This is a genomic window from Dokdonella fugitiva, from assembly GCF_014138265.1.
Taxonomy (GTDB): domain Bacteria; phylum Pseudomonadota; class Gammaproteobacteria; order Xanthomonadales; family Rhodanobacteraceae; genus Dokdonella_A; species Dokdonella_A fugitiva_A.
On the sequence record NZ_JACGXL010000007.1, the window covers coordinates 256,134 to 273,002 of the forward strand.

The 16,869-nt window shown below is 70.4% G+C and carries 18 protein-coding genes and 1 riboswitch; of the genes, 9 read left to right on the plus strand and 9 right to left on the minus strand.

Going from position 1 to position 16,869, the window contains the following annotated elements; translation table 11 throughout:
- Nucleotides 1-20 precede the first annotated feature (20 nt).
- The 8 genes from FHW12_RS19225 to rph all read right to left on the minus strand — a co-directional run bounded on the left by FHW12_RS19225 (nt 21) and on the right by rph (nt 8,146).
- Nucleotides 21-368, minus strand: a complete 348-nt coding sequence (locus tag FHW12_RS19225; RefSeq protein WP_182532681.1) for a PilZ domain-containing protein — start codon at nt 366-368, stop codon at nt 21-23.
- The gene (locus FHW12_RS19230) at nt 365-2,620 is read right to left on the minus strand and encodes a DUF1631 family protein (RefSeq protein WP_182532682.1); all 2,256 of its coding nucleotides are present in this window, start codon (nt 2,618-2,620) and stop codon (nt 365-367) included. The genes FHW12_RS19225 and FHW12_RS19230 overlap by 4 nt, the downstream gene beginning before the upstream one ends.
- 144 nt (nt 2,621-2,764) lie before the next feature.
- Nucleotides 2,765-4,600: a TonB-dependent receptor domain-containing protein gene (locus FHW12_RS19235; protein WP_182532683.1), complete on the minus strand. Its 1,836-nt coding sequence runs from the start codon at nt 4,598-4,600 to the stop codon at nt 2,765-2,767.
- Nucleotides 4,601-4,721: 121 nt separating this feature from the next.
- Nucleotides 4,722-4,937: riboswitch (cobalamin riboswitch) on the minus strand.
- Between the two features lie 19 nt (nt 4,938-4,956).
- Nucleotides 4,957-5,145, minus strand: a complete 189-nt coding sequence (locus FHW12_RS19240; RefSeq protein WP_182532684.1) for a CPXCG motif-containing cysteine-rich protein — start codon at nt 5,143-5,145, stop codon at nt 4,957-4,959.
- A 65-nt stretch (nt 5,146-5,210) separates the two neighbouring features.
- Nucleotides 5,211-6,386 (minus strand): radical SAM family heme chaperone HemW, encoded by a 1,176-nt coding sequence (gene hemW / locus FHW12_RS19245; protein ID WP_182532685.1) that lies wholly within the window; start codon nt 6,384-6,386, stop codon nt 5,211-5,213.
- A 28-nt stretch (nt 6,387-6,414) separates the two neighbouring features.
- Nucleotides 6,415-7,014, minus strand: coding sequence for an RdgB/HAM1 family non-canonical purine NTP pyrophosphatase (gene rdgB, locus FHW12_RS19250; RefSeq protein WP_310735298.1), 600 nt, complete (start codon nt 7,012-7,014; stop codon nt 6,415-6,417).
- Nucleotides 7,011-7,403, minus strand: coding sequence for a VOC family protein (locus tag FHW12_RS19255; protein ID WP_182532686.1), 393 nt, complete (start codon nt 7,401-7,403; stop codon nt 7,011-7,013). The genes rdgB and FHW12_RS19255 overlap by 4 nt, the downstream gene beginning before the upstream one ends.
- A complete protein-coding gene (gene rph, locus FHW12_RS19260) occupies nt 7,400-8,146 on the minus strand; it encodes a ribonuclease PH (RefSeq protein ID WP_182532687.1) in 747 nt (248 codons plus the stop codon). Before rph ends, FHW12_RS19255 begins: the two co-directional genes overlap by 4 nt.
- 71 nt (nt 8,147-8,217) lie before the next feature.
- Between rph and FHW12_RS19265 the strand changes: the two genes are divergently transcribed.
- From FHW12_RS19265 to FHW12_RS19295, 7 genes are all read left to right on the plus strand, one after another.
- Nucleotides 8,218-9,081 carry a YicC/YloC family endoribonuclease gene (locus tag FHW12_RS19265; RefSeq protein WP_182532688.1) on the plus strand — a complete coding sequence of 288 codons (864 nt, stop codon included), beginning with the start codon at nt 8,218-8,220 and terminating at the stop codon, nt 9,079-9,081.
- Nucleotides 9,078-9,695, plus strand: a complete 618-nt coding sequence (gmk, locus tag FHW12_RS19270) for a guanylate kinase (RefSeq protein ID WP_182532689.1) — start codon at nt 9,078-9,080, stop codon at nt 9,693-9,695. The genes FHW12_RS19265 and gmk overlap by 4 nt, the downstream gene beginning before the upstream one ends.
- Nucleotides 9,696-9,793: 98 nt before the next feature.
- Nucleotides 9,794-10,636, plus strand: coding sequence for an ABC transporter ATP-binding protein (locus FHW12_RS19275; RefSeq protein ID WP_310735299.1), 843 nt, complete (start codon nt 9,794-9,796; stop codon nt 10,634-10,636).
- Nucleotides 10,633-11,400, plus strand: coding sequence for a lipid asymmetry maintenance ABC transporter permease subunit MlaE (gene mlaE, locus FHW12_RS19280; protein WP_182532690.1), 768 nt, complete (start codon nt 10,633-10,635; stop codon nt 11,398-11,400). Before FHW12_RS19275 ends, mlaE begins: the two co-directional genes overlap by 4 nt.
- A 202-nt stretch (nt 11,401-11,602) precedes the next feature.
- Nucleotides 11,603-12,118: an outer membrane lipid asymmetry maintenance protein MlaD gene (mlaD, locus tag FHW12_RS19285; protein ID WP_182532691.1), complete on the plus strand. Its 516-nt coding sequence runs from the start codon at nt 11,603-11,605 to the stop codon at nt 12,116-12,118.
- 49 nt (nt 12,119-12,167) lie between these two features.
- Nucleotides 12,168-12,812: an MlaC/ttg2D family ABC transporter substrate-binding protein gene (locus tag FHW12_RS19290; protein WP_428993635.1), complete on the plus strand. Its 645-nt coding sequence runs from the start codon at nt 12,168-12,170 to the stop codon at nt 12,810-12,812.
- Complete coding sequence (locus FHW12_RS19295) at nt 12,812-13,114, plus strand: STAS domain-containing protein (protein WP_182532693.1); 303 nt, start codon at nt 12,812-12,814, stop codon at nt 13,112-13,114. The genes FHW12_RS19290 and FHW12_RS19295 overlap by 1 nt, the downstream gene beginning before the upstream one ends.
- Before the next feature lie 130 nt (nt 13,115-13,244).
- Here FHW12_RS19295 and FHW12_RS19300 read toward each other — a convergent pair whose 3' ends face one another.
- Nucleotides 13,245-14,063: an MlaA family lipoprotein gene (locus FHW12_RS19300; protein WP_182532694.1), complete on the minus strand. Its 819-nt coding sequence runs from the start codon at nt 14,061-14,063 to the stop codon at nt 13,245-13,247.
- Between the two features lie 215 nt (nt 14,064-14,278).
- Between FHW12_RS19300 and rpoZ the strand changes: the two genes are divergently transcribed.
- Together rpoZ and FHW12_RS19310 are read left to right on the plus strand one after the other, a co-directional pair.
- Nucleotides 14,279-14,572, plus strand: coding sequence for a DNA-directed RNA polymerase subunit omega (gene rpoZ, locus FHW12_RS19305; protein ID WP_182532695.1), 294 nt, complete (start codon nt 14,279-14,281; stop codon nt 14,570-14,572).
- A gap of 79 nt (nt 14,573-14,651) precedes the next feature.
- Nucleotides 14,652-16,802: a RelA/SpoT family protein gene (locus tag FHW12_RS19310; protein WP_259393151.1), complete on the plus strand. Its 2,151-nt coding sequence runs from the start codon at nt 14,652-14,654 to the stop codon at nt 16,800-16,802.
- The last annotated feature ends 67 nt before the right edge of the window (nt 16,803-16,869 follow it).

The window sequence follows — 16,869 nt, forward strand, 5'->3', positions numbered from 1 at the left end:
GCGTGCGGGGCACTCATGCGTCAGTCGACGAAGTCCTGTGCGTGCATGAGCCAGTCGCGCAGCACGCTGGCGTCGTCGGGCGCGACATCGATGAAGCGGAAGCCGACCCAGTTCTGGCCGCGCATCGTACCCGGCGCGCTCCACTGTTCGTGCACGCCCACTTCGATCGGGTGCAGCCGCCCGTGCGAATCGGGCAGGTGGAACGAGAACTGGTAGAGCGCGTCGTCGGCGATCGGCCGCTGCGCCAGCAGCAGCATGCCTTCCAGCGACAGGTTCCCGAGGTGGCCGACCACCTCGCCGGTCATCGCGTCGGTCACGTGCAGGGCGACGTCGGGTCGCTTGCGCGGCAGCCTGCGCTTCTCGTTCATCGGCCTGCTCCCGCGGTCGCATGCGCCGGTTCGCCGGGCGTGCGCAGCAGGCCGACGATCGCCTTCCACGCGCGGTCGATCAGCGAGCCGTGTTCGGACGCGACCGGTCGGATCTGCCCCCGCGCCATGTCGCGCGCGACCTGCTCGAGCGTGTGGTCGTCGATGCGCGCGCCGCGCTGGTTGACGAACAGGCAGCGACCCGTCACCGGCGAGAACCAGGCGAGCTTGCGTCGCACCGTGTCGCCCTGCTGGTTGCGCACGAACTCGAACCATGTGCCGAACGGCGTGCGCTTGAGTTGCTGCAGCATCTCGGCTTCGGCGGACGACAGCGGCGGCGGCGGCGCGCGCGTCGGCGCGGCCGGCGTCGATTCGCCGCCGAGGCGCGGCTTGTCCTTGAGCGCATCGTCGATGCGCTGCAGCTGCACCGTCGCCTCGGGCGTGGGTGCGCGCGTGAACAGGTTGTCGACGAGGCCGCGCACGTCGTCGCCGTGCAGTCCGACCTGGTGCAGGCCGCCTTCGAGGTCCTGGCGCACCGCCTCGTCGTCGGGCGTATCGGCGAGCGGCTCGAGACCGCGCCGCGCGATGTTCTCGGCGACTTCGACGCGGCGCTTGAACTCGCTGCCTTCCGGCCCGTCGCGCAGCGCGCTGAGCGCGAGCGCATCGGTCCACGCGCGTTCCAGCAGCGAGCGCACGCGCGGCGCGGGAATCGTCGCCTGCAGGATGCGGATCACCGCGGCGCGCGCGGCTTCGCGCGCGACCTCGAGGCGGTCGCGCCCGCGCGCCGCGTCGATGTTGCGCCGTTCGACCACTTCGGCACGCCGCGCGAGCAGCTGCATGTGCTTGCTGAGGTCGCTCAGCAGGTGGTCGAACACGCCGACGTCGCCGTCGAAGTTCGCGCTGACGTGGTCGACGACCATCTGCATCTTGCGCGCGAGGTCGGGGTCGGCGTCGGAATCGTCGAACCAGTGCGCGCCGGTTTCGGCGATCGTGTTGAGCAGTTCGCGCGCGGGATGGTCGCGCCGCGTGAAGAAACTCTTGTCACCCAGCGCGACGCGCAGCACCGGCACGTGCAGGCGGGTCAGCAGCGAGCGCGCGCCGCTGCCTTCGCGCACGTTGCGCACGACGTAGTCGAACAGCATGCCGATGAGGTCGACCGTGTCGAGGTCCTCGTCGCCGAGGCCGAGCGGACGTCCTTCAGGGCTCGCGCGGCGCAGCTTCACCAGCAGCGTGTTCTTGAAGTGCTCGCTGTCGTAGCGCGCCTGCTGCGCGGCGCTCGTCGGCGCGCGCTGCAGGGCACCGAGCACGCTCTGCAGGTCGTCGCGGCTGGCCGGGGCGTACGAGGCGGAACCGGGGCCGGCGGTGCCCTCCGCGCGCCGCTTGGCGCCGAGCAGGTCGCGCAGCGTGCCGAACAGCTCGCCGTCGGGCGGCTCCTGCGTGGCGGCCGCGGCGGCCGCGGGTTCGCCCGCCGGCGCATCGGCGGGCTCCGCCGCCTGCGGCGGCTCGTCCGACGCGTGCGCGATATCGGGCCGGCGGAACGACGGATGCTGCAGGTTCGGCAGCACGCGCTGGCCGCCGAGCCAGGTGTTCACGCGGTCGTAGAACGGCGCGAGCGTCGCCATCACCGCACGGTCGAACTGGCGGAACGCGAACAGGCGATGCTCGAGGTCGAGTTCGACGTCGCGCAGCGCGTAGCGGAACGCTTCGGCGACGCGCGTCGGGCCGAGCGGCACGGCCTCGGTCGCGGGCACTGCGCTGCCGGCGACGACCGCGAAGCGATGCGTGTAGGCGTGCAAGGCCTGGCTGTTGCGGATGTCCGCCTTGCCGGCGATTTCCTGCAGGCCGAGATCCTCCTCGAGGACCGCCGAGTCGACGAGTTCGAGCGAGCCGGCCGCGTCGGACGCGGGCTCGTGCGCGGCCGGGCCGACGTCGCGCACCCGCGCGAGATCGGCTTCGAGGTGATCCTGGAAGCGCTGCTGCACGCTCGCGCCGGCCTGCTTGAACGCACGCATCGCCTCGAAGCGGCGCTGCTGTTCGGCGCTGTTGCCGGAGCGCTCCGCCATGCGGAACAGGCTGCCGTCGATCTCGGTCAGCGCGCGCGCGAGCGCGGGCTGGAACCAGCCGGCGGCATGCTGCTGCAGGCCTTCGAGCAGGTTGCGCACGCGCGGCGGCAGGTCGGAACGACGGCCGAGGACGGGCAGCCGCCCCTGTGTGCCGCTGCCGTTGCCGCCTGGCGTTCGCCCGCCGCTCGTCATCCGCCGAACGTCCCCATTCGCCTGCGCCGCGCCTGCGCGCGGTCGAGCCGGCGCCGAGCACCGGCTCCCCCATCGCCAGCGCTGCTGCGCCGGCGTCGCGGGCATTCTTGCACGCCGCGCGTGCGGGCGAACAGGGGCGTTCGTTCAGCGGGTGCGCGGCTGCCAGGTCACTTCGAGCCAGCCGGAACGGCCGGCCGTGTTGTAGCCGTGCACGAGCTCGTAGTCGCGGTCGGTCACGTTCTCGGCGCGCGCGCTCAGGGTCCAGGCGTCGTCGAGCGCGTAGCGCGCGCGCAGGTTGAGCAGCGCGTAGGCGGGCAGCTGGACGCTGCCGATGTCCTCGCGGCGGCTCGCGTACTGCACCTCGGCTCCCGCGCTGAAGCGCGCGCCGAACGCACGCTCGACGATCGCCGACGCCTTGTTGCGCGCGCGGCGCAGCAGGCGCGCCCCGGTGTCGCCGTTGCGCGCGTCTTCCCAGGTGTACGTCGCGCGCGCGGACCACGCGCCGAAGGTCGCGTCCCAGCCGAGTTCGGCGCCGTCGATCTTCGCGTGCGCGATGTTGATCGCCTGGTTCTGGAAGCCGGTGAAGCTGATGAGGTCGTTGACGCGGCTCGAATACAGGTTCGCCTTAAGGCGCTGGTTCGTCGCGGGCGTGAACTCGATGCCGAGTTCGCTGCTGCGCGAGCGCTCGGGGTCGAGCTCGGGGTTGCCCGCGTAATAGCCGCCGTAGCCGGGGTCGTACAGCTCGTTCATGGTCGGGCTGCGGAAGCCCTGGCCGAAGCTCGCGTACGCGCGCAGCGCGTCGCTCGCGCGCCAGCCGAACGCGAGCGAGCCGGTCGTCGAGCCGCCGAAATCGCTGTTGTGGTCGTGGCGCGCCGAGAGCTCCGCGTCGAACGCGCCGAACGCACCGCGCCAGCCGCCGAACAGCGCGCTGTTGTTGCGGCTCTCGTCGTAGCGCGCGGTGCCGGCGAAGGTGTCGCGCGTCTCGCCTTCGTCGTGCGCGAAGTCGACGCCCGCGACGAGGCGCTGCGCTTCGTCGAGGCGGAACTCGTTCTGCCACAGCAGACTCGTGCGGCGCGTGCGGTACAGCGTGCCGTAGGCGGGCGTGTCGAGGTCCTCGCGCGCGTGGCCGAGCGCGAGGGTGTGGTTCCAACCCGGCGCGAGTTCGCCGGCGAGGTTCACGCCTTCGGTCTGTTCGATGATGTCCGTGTAGCCCTGGTCGAACTGCGACTGGCCCTGGCTGCGGTACAGCGACGCCGACAGCAGCTGGCCACCGAACTCGTGCGCACCGCGCAGGACGAGGTTGGCGTTGCGGTAGGCGTCGTCGTCGGGGTCGTAGCTGCAGTACGGGTCGTCCGGGCCGTTGCAGATGCCCGGGTTGGTCGCCGAGAAACCGCCGACGTGGCGCGCGCCGACCTGGATGCTGTAGCCGTTCGCGCCGTCCCAATGACCGATGCCGGCGCTGCCGTCGGCGTCGCTGTAGCTGCCGTACGACAGCGCGACGCGCGGGCCTTCGAGCTTGCGCGTGAAGATCTGGATGACGCCGCCGAGCGCGTCCGAACCCCAGTAGCTCGCGCGCGGGCCGCGCACGATCTCGATGCGTTCGATCGCGTCGAGCGGCAGTTGTTCGAACGCGAACGCGCCGGTCGTCGCCGCGGCGGCGCGCACGCCGTCGATCAGCACGAGCACCTGGTTCGAATTCGTGCCGCGCAGGAACAGCGAGGTCTGCTGGCCCGAGCCACCGGTGCGGTACAGGTCGACGCCGGCCTCGAGGCGCAGCAGGTCGTAGACGTCGCGCGCGACGCTCGCGTCGATGTCCTGGCGGGTGACGACGCTGACGTCGGCGAGGGTCTGGTCGACGGTCTCGGCGACGCGCGACGCGGTCACCTGCACGGTCGGCTGCAACTCGCCGGCATCGTCGGCATGCGCGCTCGCGCACAGCGCGGCTGACACCGCGATCGAAAGAACGGAAACACGCAACATGGTCAATCTCCTTCGCACACCCGCGTGACCAGGGCTGCGAGAGGAGGACGCACGGACGTCCAGACGTCCATGCCCGTCCGTTGCCCGCCGCAACGCTGGAGCCATGCGCCTCCGCTCCACGCGGAGGCGCGAACCCCTGGCCGGTCTCCGGGCTCGCGGGTGACGCGCCGGGAATTCCCGGTGCATCGGCCCGATCGCCTTCCCGTCGCGACGCGACAGTGGCATGAGATCGGGCGTGACTCGCTTACCGTTGCGGGGGCAGCGCCGGCATTCCACCGGCTTCCCGTTTCACCCTGCGCGCGTAGCGGGCAGGGCACCTGAGGCGGCGCGCAGTGTAGTCGTGCGTCGGGGCGGGTTCAATCGCGGTCGGTCGCGGCGCCGACGTGGAGCAGTTCGCCGTCGTCGCCGACCTCGATCGCGACCTCGATCGGCCGGCAGCAGACCGCGCAGTCCTCGACGTAGCGCTGCGCGCCGGCCGAGGTGTCGGCCTGCGTCTCGAATGCTTCGCCGCAGTAGGGGCAGTGGATGACGATGGTTTCGAGCATGGCGGATTCCCGGTGTCGGTGGTCGATCGTGCATCGCGGCGTGTCGGCACGCCGCGCGTGCCGCCCTACGCCGTCGGTTCGGGCAGGAACGCGCCGATCACGTCGTTGAGGTAGCGGCGACCGAGCGCGGTCGCGGCGAGGCGCGTGGGGTCCTCGACCATCCAGCCGCGCTGGCGCGCCTGCGCGAGCTGCGTCGCGATCGCGGCGGGCGCGAGCCCCGTGCGTTCGCCGAACAGCGCCGCGTCGACGCCCTCCTCGAGGCGCAGCGCGTTCATCATGAACTCGAACGGCAGGTCGATCGCAGCGACGTCGGCCTGCGTGCCGAACGCTTCGCGCCGTGCGGCGCGATCGAGGTAGCTGCGCGGCAGCTTCACCTTGGCCGTGCGCACGATGCGTGCGTGCGCGGCGTCGCTGAGCTTGCCGTGCGCGCCGGCGCCGATGCCGAGGTAGTCGCCGAAGCGCCAATAGTTGAGGTTGTGAGCCGCGCGCCGTCCCGCGAGCGCGTAGGCGGAGACTTCGTATTGCGCGTAGCCCGCGTCGGCGAGCTCGACCTGACACGCCTCCTGCATGTCCCACGCGCCGTCCTCGTCCGGCAGCGGCGGCGGCTTCGCCGCGAACAGCGTGTTCGGTTCGAGCGTGAGCTGGTAATGCGAGACGTGCGTCGGCTGCAGCGCGAGCGCGCGCTCGACGTCGTCGAGCGCACCGCCGAGCGTCTGCTCGGGCAACGCGTACATGAGGTCCAGGTTGATGTTCGCGTAGCCGGCGTCCTGCGCCTGCTTGACCGCGCGCTCGGCATCGCCGGCCGAGTGGATGCGGCCGAGGCGGCGCAGCTTGTCGTCGTCGAAGCTCTGCACGCCGAGGCTGAGGCGGTTGACACCGGCGGCGAGATAGCCGTCGAAACGGCCGTGCTCGACCGTGCCGGGATTGGTCTCCAGCGTGACTTCGGCGTCGCGCGGCAACTCGAGGCGTGCGGCGACGCCGTCGAGCACGCGCGCGATCGCCTCGGGCGAGAACAGGCTCGGCGTGCCGCCGCCGAAGAACACGCTGTGCAGCGGCCGGTGCGCAAGCGTGGCGCCGAAGTGGGCGAGGTCGCGGTCGAGGTCGGCGAGCAGCGCGCGCACGTACTCGTCGACCGGCAGCGCGCCGGCCTGCGCGTGCGAATTGAAGTCGCAATACGGGCATTTGCGCACGCACCACGGGATGTGCACGTACAGCGACAGCGGCGGCGCGATCAGCGGCATGCCTGCATTGTAGGCCTCGGTGGCTTCGTCAGCGGGCCAGCAGCTCGCGCAGGCGAGCGAGTGCGAGGCCGCGATGGCTGACGCGGTTCTTCGTCGCCGGATCGATCTCGGCGGCGCCGGCGCCGAGCGCCGGGTCGAGGAACACGGGATCGTAGCCGAAGCCGCCGCTGCCGCGCGGTGCGTGCAGGATGCGGCCGTGCCAGCGGCCTTCGGCGACCAGCGGCGCGGGGTCGTCGGCGGAGCGCAGCAGCACGATCGTGCAGTGGAAATGCGCCGTGCGCTCGTCATCCGGCACGTCGCGCAGCGCGTCGAGCAATTTGGCGATGTTCGTCGTGGCGTCGCCGTGCGCGCCCGCGTAACGCGCCGAATAGAGGCCGGGCGCGCCGCCGAGCGCGTCGACGCACAGGCCCGAATCGTCGCCGAGCGCGGGCAGGCCGGACGCGCGGGCGGCCTGGCGCGCCTTCAGCAGCGCATTCTCGACGAACGTCGTCGCGATCTCGTCGGCGTCGGCGATGCCGAGTTCGGACTGCGCGACGAGCTCGAGGTCGAGGCCGGCGAGGATCTCGCGCATCTCGACCAGCTTGCCGCGGTTGCCGCTGGCGAGCACGAGGCGGGAGGATGCGTTCACGCGCGTGGCCCGATCAGGTCCCAACGATTGCCGTAGAGGTCGGTGAACACGACGACCGTGCCGTACGCCTCGTGGCGCGGAGCGCCGTCGAAGCGCGCGCCGGCGGCGGCGAGGCGCGCATGGTCGCGCGCGAAGTCGTCGGTGTGCAGGAACCAGCCGACGCGGCCGCCGTGCTGGTCGCCGACCGCGCCGAGCTGGCGTTCGTTCGCCGCTTTCGCGAGCAGCAGCGCGAATGCGGCATCGGCCGCCGGCGCGATGCGCACCCAGCGCTTGCCGCCGCCGAGGTCGCTGTCCTCGAGCAGGACGAAGCCGAGCGCGTCGGCGTACCACGCGATCGCCTCGTCGTAGTCGCGCACGAGCAGCGCGACCTGCGCGACGGCCCGGTTCATGCGCCGCGCGCCAACGCTTCGCGCTGCAGCGCGCACAGTTCCGCGACGCCCTTGGACGCGAGCGCGAGCAGCGCGTCGAGTTCCTCGCGGCGGAACGCGTGGCCTTCCGCGGTGCCCTGCAGCTCGATGAAGCCGCCGCCGTCGTTCATGACGACGTTCATGTCGGTGTCGCAGGCCGAGTCCTCGGCGTAGTCGAGATCGAGCACGGGCGTGCCGTCGACGATGCCGACCGAGACCGCGGCGACCGCGCCGAACAGCGGGTCGCGCTTGAGCAGGTGGCGCGCCTTGAGCCAGCCGATCGCGTCGACGAGCGCGACGTAGGCGCCGGTGATCGCCGCGGTACGCGTGCCGCCGTCGGCCTGCAGCACGTCGCAGTCGAGCGTGATCGTGCGCTCGCCGAGTGCCTGGCGGTCGATGCAGGCGCGCAGGCTGCGGCCGATCAGGCGCTGGATCTCCATGGTGCGCCCGCCCTGGCCGCCTCGCGCCGCCTCGCGCTGGGTGCGCTGGCCGGTCGCGCGCGGCAGCATGCCGTATTCCGCGGTGACCCAGCCCTCGCCCTTGCCGCGCAGGAACGGTGGCGCCTTGTCCTCGATGCTCGCCGTGCACAGCACGCGCGTATCGCCGAAAGCGACCAGGACCGAGCCTTCGGCATGGCGCGTGTAGTGCCGCTCGATGACGACCGGGCGCAGCTGGTCGGGGGCGCGGCCGGACGGGCGCGTGGAACTCGGGGCGGAAGCCGTCATGCGGGGGCGCTTTGGCAATTGGGCCGTGGAGTTTACCATTGCGCCCCTTTCGTACCCTGCGGATCCCGCCGATGCTGCGTAGCATGACCGCCTTTGCCAGCGCCGAAGCCGACACCGGCCACGGTTCGCTGGCGATCGAGCTGCGCTCGGTCAACCACCGCTATCTCGAACTCGGCCTGCGCCTGCCGGAAGAGCTGCGCACGCTCGAGCCGGCCGTGCGCGAGCGCGTCGCGGCGAAGCTCGCGCGCGGCAAGGTCGACCTCGGCCTGCGCTGGAAGCCGGCTGCGGCGAGCGCGTCGGAGATCGCGGTCGACGAGGCGCTCGTCGCGCGGCTCGCCGACACCGCGCAGATGCTCGCGGCGAAGTTCCCGCAGCTGCACGTCGATTTCGCCTCGCTGCTCGGCTGGCCCGGCGTGCTGCTCGACCAGGGCGCCGACCAGGAATCGCTGCGCCAGGCCGCGTTGCGCCTGCTCGACGGCGCGCTGGACGAGATGGTCGCCGCGCGCGCGCGCGAAGGCGAGCGGCTCGGCGGCTTCCTGCGCGAGCGCCTCGACGCGATCGAGCGCATCGTCGCCGACGTGCGCGCGCACATGCCCGACGTGCGCAGCGCGTTGCGCGCGCGCTTCGACACGCGCCTGGCCGAACTCAAGACCCCGCTCGAGCCCGGTCGCATCGAACAGGAAGTCGTGCTGCAGGTGCAGCGCATCGACGTCGACGAGGAACTCGATCGCCTCACCGCGCACGTCGCCGAGGCGCGCCGCGTGTTCGGCCTCAAGGAAGCGGTCGGGCGCCGGCTCGACTTCCTCATGCAGGAATTCAACCGCGAAGCGAACACGCTCGGTTCGAAGGCCGCCGATCCGCGCACGACCAACGCCGCGGTCGAGCTCAAGGTGCTGATCGAGCAGATGCGCGAGCAGGTGCAGAACCTCGAATGAGCGGCAGCCTCTACATCGTCGCGGCGCCGTCGGGTGCGGGGAAGTCGAGCCTCGTCAATGCGCTGCTCGAGCGCGAGCCCGGCATCGCGCTGTCGATCTCCCACACGACGCGGCCGCCGCGGCCGAACGATCACGACGGCGAGCACTACCACTTCGTCAACCGCGGCGTGTTCGAGCGGATGATCGCCGATGGCCTGTTCCTCGAGCACGCCGAAGTGTTCGGCAACCTGTACGGCACCGCGCGCGCCGCGGTCGAGCCGCTGCTGGCGCAGGGCCGCGACGTGCTGCTCGAGATCGACTGGCAGGGCGCGCGCCAGGTGCGCGCGGCGATGCCGGGGTGCGTCAGCGTGTTCATCCTGCCGCCGTCGCGCGCGGAACTCGAACGGCGCCTGCGCAACCGCGCGTCGGACGACGCGCCGACGATCGCCCGCCGGCTGGCGGAGTCGCGCGAGGAGGTCGCCCACGCCGGCGATTTCGATTACCTCGTGGTCAACGACCAGTTCGCCGACGCGCTCGCCGACCTGCGCGCGATCGTCTCGTGCCAGCGCCTGCGCCGTGAAGCGCAGGCCGTGCGCCACGCGGCGCTGATCGCCGACCTGCTGAAGGCCGATTGAACGTCGCGCAGCGCCGCTGGCTGCGCGGCCACGGCTTCGGCTAAGGTAGCGCGCCGCGCGGCTCTGCCGCGTTTCCGCCGACCACGGGCCCGCCCCACGTGAACACCCCTCCCGCCAGCGCCGCCGGTGCCGCCCTCGTCGAGGTGCGCGGCCTGCGCACCGTGCTGAACGGCAAGACGATCTTCGACGACCTCGAGCTCGACATTCCGCGCGGCAAGATCACCGCGATCATGGGCCCGAGTGGTACCGGCAAGACGACCCTGCTGCGCCACGTCACCGGCCAGCTCGCGCCCGACGCGGGCACGATCCGCGTCGACGGTCGCGACGTGCCGCGGCTGACGCGCTCGGAACTGTTCGACCTGCGCGAGAAGATCGGCTTCCTGTTCCAGAACTCGGCCTTGCTGACCGATTTCAGCGTGTTCGAGAACGTCGCGTTCCCACTGCGCCAGCACCTGCGGCTGCCGGAGGAACTCGTGCGCAACATCGTGCTGACCAAGCTGCAGGCGGTCGGCCTGCGCGGTGCGGCCGGCCTCATGCCGAGCGAACTCTCGGGCGGCATGGCGCGCCGCGTCGCCCTCGCGCGGGCGATCGTGCGCGATCCGATGCTGATCCTCTACGACGAGCCGTTCGTCGGCCTCGATCCGATCGCGCTGAACCAGGTGCTCAAGCTCATCCGCACGCTCAACGACACGCTCGGCATCACCAGCATCCTCGTCGCGCACGAATTCGCCGCGGTCGCGCGCGCGGCCGACCTCGTCTACCTCATCGCCGGCGGCAAGGTCGTCGCGCGAGGCACGCCGGACGAGCTCACGCGCGCCGATTCGCCGTGGACGCGGCAGTTCTTCGGGGGCGAGGCGGACGGCCCGGTGCCGTTCCAGTACCCCGCGCGCGACTACGCGCTCGACCTCGGCTTTCCCGCCACCGCAGGCGGTGCCGCATGAGCGCCGAGCGCCGGCCGTCGATGCTCGGCGACGCGCTCGCGCAGGTCGGCGCGTGCGGGCTGTTCCTGCTGCAGGTGCTCGCGGCGGTGCCCAAGAGCCTGCGCCACTTCCGCGAGACGGTGCGCCAGGTCTGGTTCGTCGGCGCGATGAGCCTGGTCATCATCATGACCTGCGGCCTGTTCGTCGGCATGGTGCTCGGACTGCAGCTCTACTACGTGCTGTCGATCTTCGGCGGCACCGCCGCTCTCGGCACGGTCGTGTCGCTGTCGCTCTACCGTGAACTCGGCCCAGTCGTCACCGCGCTGCTGTTCGCCGGCCGCGCCGGCACCTCGATCACCGCCGAGATCGGCCTCATGCGCGCGACCGACCAGCTCGCCGCGATGGAGATGATGGCGGTCGACCCGCTCGCCTACGTCGCCGCGCCGCGCTTCATCGCCGGCATCGTCGCGATGCCGCTGCTCGCGTGCGTGTTCAACGCACTCGGCATCTTCGGCGCGCACCTCGTCGGCGTGAGCTGGCTCGGCCTCGACAACGGCACGTTCTGGTCGAACATGACCTCCAGCGTCGACGTCTGGAAGGACGTCGTCAACGGCGTCTGGAAGAGCGTCGCGTTCGGCGCGGTGGTGTCGCTGATTGCGGTGTTCCAGGGCTACACGACGCCGCCGACCAGCGAAGGCGTCGCCTACGCGACGACGCGCACGGTCGTGTTCTCCTCGATCGTCGTGCTCGCGCTCGATTTCGTGATGACCGCGTTCCTGATGTGATCGCGGATGTGAAGCGTAAAGATTGAAACACGAAGGACACGAAGGACACGAAGTAGGAACACATGGTCGATTGGCCCGGTTCGTCGTTCGGCGACGTGCGGTCGAATCGGTCGGCCGAATGCGGGATCGGAAGGATCGCTTCCTTCGTGCTCTACGCGTTCTTCGTGTCGAAGGCTTTTTGCTCGAGTTCCGGACAGCAACCATGACCCAGCAACGACGTTCGTACCAGATCGGCACCGGCCTGTTCATCCTGCTCGGCTTCGCCGCGCTCGCCTACCTCGCGACGCAGACGACGTCGGTCGCGAACTTCAGCCAGGGCGACAGCTACGCGCTGAAGGCACGCTTCACCAACATCGGTCAGCTCAAGCTACGCGCGCCGGTGAAGCTCGCCGGCGTGCGCATCGGTTCGGTCGAATCGATCACGCTCGATCCGGCCAAGCTCGACGCGATCGTGCGCATCTCGATCGACAAGCGCTACGGCGAGATCCCCGACGATTCCGCGGCCGCGATATTCACCAGCGGTTTATTGGGCGACCAGTACGTTGGCATCCAGCCGGGCGGCTCGCCCGACATGATGAAGGACGGCGGCGAGTTCGTGCTGACCCAGTCGTCGATGCAGCTGGAAGACCTGATCGGCAAGTTCCTCGTCAACGGTTCGCCGCAGAAGCCGGCGAACGACGCGTCGAAGCCGGCTACGACCGAACCACCCAAGCCGTGATCCGCGCGACCGATCCGCCCCGCCCAAGCCCTCAGGAGTGATACCCATGTTGCTACGCATGTTCGGCCTCGCCTTCGCCTGCCTGCTCGGTGTCGCCACCACCGTTCCTGCTCGCGCCGACGCGCCGACGCCGGACGCGGTCGTGCAGGGCATCGCCGACGACCTCGGCAAGGCGATCGAGGGCCACCAGGCCGAACTCAAGAACGACCACGAGAAGCTGATCAAGGTCATCGACGGCATCCTGCTGCCGCGCTTCGACATCGACTACGCGTCGATCCTCGTGCTCGGCCAGTACGCGCGCACGTCGACGCCGGAGCAGCGCACGCGCTTCGCCAAGGCGTTCTACAACTCGATCGCGCACCGCTACGCGGAAGGCCTGCTCAACTACACGCGTGGCCGGGTGCGCGTGCTGCCGAGCAAGGGGGAGCTCAGCGAGAAGCGCTCGATCGTGCGCACCGAAGTCGTGCTCGACGACGGCAAGACGCTCGCGGTCGACTACGCGTTCCGCAAGACCAAGGAAGGCGACTGGAAGGCCTACGACGTCATCATCGAAGGCATTTCCTACATTACCAACTACCGCAACCAGGTCGGCGCCGAGATCCAGAAGTCGAGCCTCGACGCGTTGATCGCGCGCCTCGAGACGCAGGGCGACAAGGTGCTCGAATCGATGGAAAAGGACCAGAAGGGCGGCTGATGGGCACGGGCGAACCGCGCATCGAGCGCATCGACGCGAGCCGCGCGCGGCTGGCCGGGCGGCTAGGCTTCCACGAGGCCGCCGGCGCGGCGGGGCGCTGGCGCGAGTTCGCCGCCGGCGGCAGCGACGTCGAACTCGACATCGCCGGCCTGCAGCAGGTCGACAGCGCGACGCTCGCGGTCCTGCTCGACTGGGCCGCGCAGCTGCGTCGCGTCGGTGCGCGCCTGCGCCTGACCGGCGCGCCGGCCGGGCTCGTCGCGCTCGCGCACCTCAGCGATACCGAAGCCCTGCTCGGCCTGTAGCCCGCGCCTCGGCGCGGGCCTTGCGATTGCGGGAGCGGCGGAAGGCCGCGATGCTCTTCGGCGCGCCAGTGCGTACGACGCCGGCCGCGCTTCGCGCGTCCGGCCTACGATGACGCGAACGCGCGTCGCCTCACGGCGAGTTGCCGCCGCCGTTCTTCTTCTCGTACTGCTGCTGCTCTTCGAGCAACTGGTCGACGTCGACGTCGCCGGTGCCTTGCATCTGCTCGATCACCTCGGCCGGCGGCTGGCCGTCGTAGATGTCGTACAGGCGGCGCTGGCGGTACGCGTCGCGGTAGAACACGTACGGGTCGTACACGCCTTCGAGCAGGCCCTCGGCTTCGATGCCGCGCGCGCGCAGCGTGACGAGGTACATCAGGCTCGGGAACTGCTCGGCGTGGAACTTGAGGTCGCGGTGGTCGGCGTACCAGCCGAGCGGGTCGAGGTAGTGGTCGGCGGGCAGGCGCCAGACGTCGCGCGCCGAGGTCGAGCCGATCAGCGGCAGCACGAGGTACGGTCCCTCGGGCAGGCCCCACTTGGCGAGCGTCACGCCGAAGTCGGTTTCCTGCGGCGGCAGCTGCATCTCGCTGGCCGGGTCGAACAGGCCGACGAAGCCTAGCGTCGTGTTGATCGCGAAGCGGCCGGTGTTGCGCAGCGCGGCCTTCGGTTCGACCTGCAGCAGGTCGTTGACGATCGTGATCGGCATGCGGATGTTCGCGAAGAAGTTCGCGATCACGCGCCGCATGTTCGCGCTCGTGACCTTGCGGTACGCCATCGCGGTCGGACGGATGACCGCCTTGTCCGCGGCGTCGTTGAACGCGTACATCTTGCGGTTGAAGCCCTCGAGCGGATCGTCGGTGCGCGGCTTGGCGACCGTGCAGCCGGCGAGGAGAGCGACGCACAAGGCCATCAGGCCCGCACGCAGGTGGGCAGCGGTCGGAGTCGGGGACATCACGGGTCTCTTGGGCGCGGACGCAGGGCTCCGCAGCACGTGGGTATTCCTTTCCACGTTGCAAGGCTACGCGAATTCGATGCGGGCATGCACCCATGCCCCGGCGCCGCGGTTTTTACCCCGTTCAGCGGGAGATTGCACCGCAGCAATTCGTGGCGCTAGAATGACCGATCGTAAAGCCATGAATTGGCTTCAAATTTCAGCGGAGAGCAAGAATGGCACGGATCACCGTGGAAGATTGCCTCGAGGTGGTCGACAACCGCTTCGAGCTGGTTCTGATGGCGACGCGGCGCGCGCGCCAGCTCGCGAAGGGCGCGACGGCGGCCGTCGACGGCCACAACGACAAGCCGACCGTGCTCGCGTTGCGCGAGATCGCCGACCGCAAGGTCGACCACAGCATGATCGACGAGATCGACAAGCAGGAACGCGAGCGCAAGGAGCGCGAGGCGCTCGAGTGGGCCGCGGCCGAAGTCGACGACGACCTCAGCAAGGGCGGCGACGACCTCTGATGGATCCTGCCCGCCGAAGCAGCCGATCCCACGGGGCAGCCTGACGGGCTGCGCCGGCGCCATGGTCACGACCACGTCCATGCGCGCGAAGGCGCTGGAGGCGAATCGTCCTCCGGCCGACATGCGGGCGCTCGAACAGCAACTCGCCGCGTACCTGCCGCCCGAGCAGGTCGAGCGCGTGCGCCGCGCCTACGAGATCGGCGCGCTCGCGCACGCGGGCCAGACGCGCCGCAGCGGCGAGCCGTACATCACGCATCCGGTCGCGGTCGCCGGCATCCTCGCCGAGCTCGGCATGGATGCGGAAACGATCGTCGCGGCGATCCTGCACGACACGCTCGAAGACACTTCGCTCACCTCGGAACAGATCACCGCCGAGTTCGGCCAACCCGTGATGGCGCTCGTCGACGGCGTCACCAAGCTCGACAAGGTGCGCTTCCGCAGCCGCCAGGAAGCCGCCGCGGAAAGCTTCCGCAAGATGCTGCTGGCGATGGCGCGCGACCTGCGCGTGATCCTGATCAAGCTCGCCGACCGCCTGCACAACATGCGCACGCTCGGCGCGATGGAGCCCGAGTCGCGCCGGCGCATCGCGCGCGAGACGCTGGAGATCTACGCGCCGATCGCCCAGCGCCTCGGCATGAACCGCTTCAAGTCCGAGCTGCAGGACCTCGGCTTCCGCATGCTCTACCCGGATCGCCATCGCGTCATCGCCGAGCGCATCCGCGCCGTGCTCGGCAACCGGCGCGAGGCGATGGCGCGCATCGAGGAAGCGGTGCACACGCGCCTCGGCGCCGAGCAGATCGCGCACCGCGTGGTGAGCCGGATCAAGTCCCCCTACAGCATCTATTCGAAGATGCGCGCGGAACACAAGTCGTTCACCCAGGTGATGGACGTGTACGGCTTCCGCGTCGTCGTCGACAGCGTCGCGCACAGCTACCAGGCGCTCGGCGCCGTGCACGCGCTGTACAAACCGCTCGACGGCCGCTTCCGCGACTTCATCGCGATCCCGAAGGCGAACGGCTACCAGTCGCTGCACACGGTGCTGTTCGGGCCGTTCGGCGCGCCGATCGAAGTGCAGATCCGCACCGAGGAAATGGACGCGGTCGCCGAGCGCGGGGTCGCCGCGCACTGGGCCTACAAGACCGAAGCGACGCCCGCGAACAGCGCGCAGTCGCGCGCGCGCGAATGGCTGTCCAACCTCGTCGACCGCCAGACCGAGATGCCGTCGCCGCTCGAGTTCATCGAGAACGTGAAGGTCGACCTGTTCCCGGACGAGGTCTACCTGTTCACGCCGAAGGGGCAGATCCTCGCCCTGCCGCGCAACGCGACCGCGCTCGACTTCGCCTACTTCGTGCACACCGACGTCGGCGACCACGCGGTCGCCGCGCGCGTCGACAAGCGCCTCGTGCCGCTGCGCACGCCGCTCGCGAGCGGCCAGACCGTCGAGATCGTGACCGCACCGTCGGCGACGCCGAGCCCGCAGTGGCTCGAATGGGTCGTGTCCGGGCGCGCGCGCACGGCGATCCGTCACCACCTCAAGCGCCTGCAGCACGAGGACGCGGTCGAGTTCGGCCATCGCATGCTCGACCGCGCGTTCAGCGCGCTCGACGCCTCGCTCGAGGCGATCCCGCACGCGGCGCTCGAACGCTACCTCGGCGAACAGAAGTACAAGCGGCTCGAGGAACTGCTCGCCGACATCGCGCTCGGCAATCGTGCCGCCGAGCCGATCGCGCAGGCGCTGCTCGCCGCGCAAGGCGAACACCCGCACGTCGCGCGCAGCGGCAGCAGCGAGAAGATCCTCATCAACGGCAGCGAGCGCGGCGTGCTGAGCTTCGGCAACTGCTGCCATCCGCTGCCGGGCGACGAGATCATGGGTTACCTCTCGGCGGGCAAGGGCATCGTCGTGCACCGGCTCGAGTGCCCGAACGTGCCCGAGCTGCGCAAGTCGCCCGAGCGCTGCATCGAGATCGCTTGGGACGTCGCGGTGCAGGGCGACTACAAGGTCGAGCTGCGCATCGAGGTCGCCAACCGGCCCGGCGTGCTCGCCCAGGTCGCGGCGGCGATCGCCGAGGCGGGTTCGAACATCGAGAACGTCGAGTACAAGGAACGCGACCTCACCACCGCGACGATGCTGTTCACGATCGAGGTGAAGAACCGCAAGCACCTCGCCGACGTCATGCGCCGCGTGCGCCGCCTGCAGGTCGTGACCGCGGTGAAGCGCCACCCGGTCTGAGCGCGCGCGTGTCGCGCGCGCCCTTGCGCAACGCGCGGCAGTCGCGCAAGCTTTTCCGGTTTGTCGC